The organism is Brachyspira suanatina, assembly GCF_001049755.1.
Classification (GTDB): domain Bacteria; phylum Spirochaetota; class Brachyspiria; order Brachyspirales; family Brachyspiraceae; genus Brachyspira; species Brachyspira suanatina.
Genome location: NZ_CVLB01000019.1, coordinates 1 through 801 on the forward strand (window position 1 = coordinate 1; position 801 = coordinate 801).

1 pseudogene is annotated in these 801 nt (G+C 32.3%); it reads right to left on the reverse strand.

Features of this window, described 5'->3' with window-relative positions:
* Nucleotides 1-801 (reverse strand): annotated as a pseudogene (locus BRSU_RS14955) (hypothetical protein); the annotation flags it as partial.

The following is an 801-nucleotide window of genomic DNA, read 5'->3' on the forward strand; positions in this document are numbered from 1 at the left end:
CTTTCCAAAGTTAAAGCTTCTGGGACTGCTTGTATATTAATAGGTATATCCAAAGTTTTATCTTTAGAACCTTCTTTTCTAGCTCTAATTTTTAATGTRGCTGTACCCTCTGCCTTTCCTGTGATAGTRAAAGTTTTACTTTCAGCTTCATAGCTTACATCAAAGAAAGCCTGTTCTGTAGGTTCTAATGTATGTGTAATATCATCAGTATTGGCAGTTAAAATAATAGTATCATTTCCATCTGCTCTTATATCTACATTTTGTTTATTGCTTTCCAAAGTTAAAGCTTCTGGGACTGCTTGTATATTAATAGGTATATCCAAAGTTTTATCTTTAGAACCTTCTTTTCTAGCTCTAATTTTTAATGTAGCTGTACCCTCTGCCTTTCCTGTGATAGTGAAAGTTTTACTTTCAGCTTCATAGCTTACATCAAAGAAAGCCTGTTCTGTAGGTTCTAATGTATGTGTAATATCATCAGTATTGGCAGTTAAAATAATAGTATCATTTCCATCTGCTCTTATATCTACATTTTGTTTATTGCTTTCCAAAGTTAAAGCTTCTGGGACTGCTTGTATATTAATAGGTATATCCAAAGTTTTATCTTTAGAACCTTCTTTTCTAGCTCTAATTTTTAATGTAGCTGTACCCTCTGCCTTTCCTGTGATAGTGAAAGTTTTACTTTCAGCTTCATAGCTTACATCAAAGAAAGCCTGTTCTGTAGGTTCTAATGTATGTGTAATATCATCAGTATTGGCAGTTAAAATAATAGTATCATTTCCATCTGCTCTTATATCTACATTT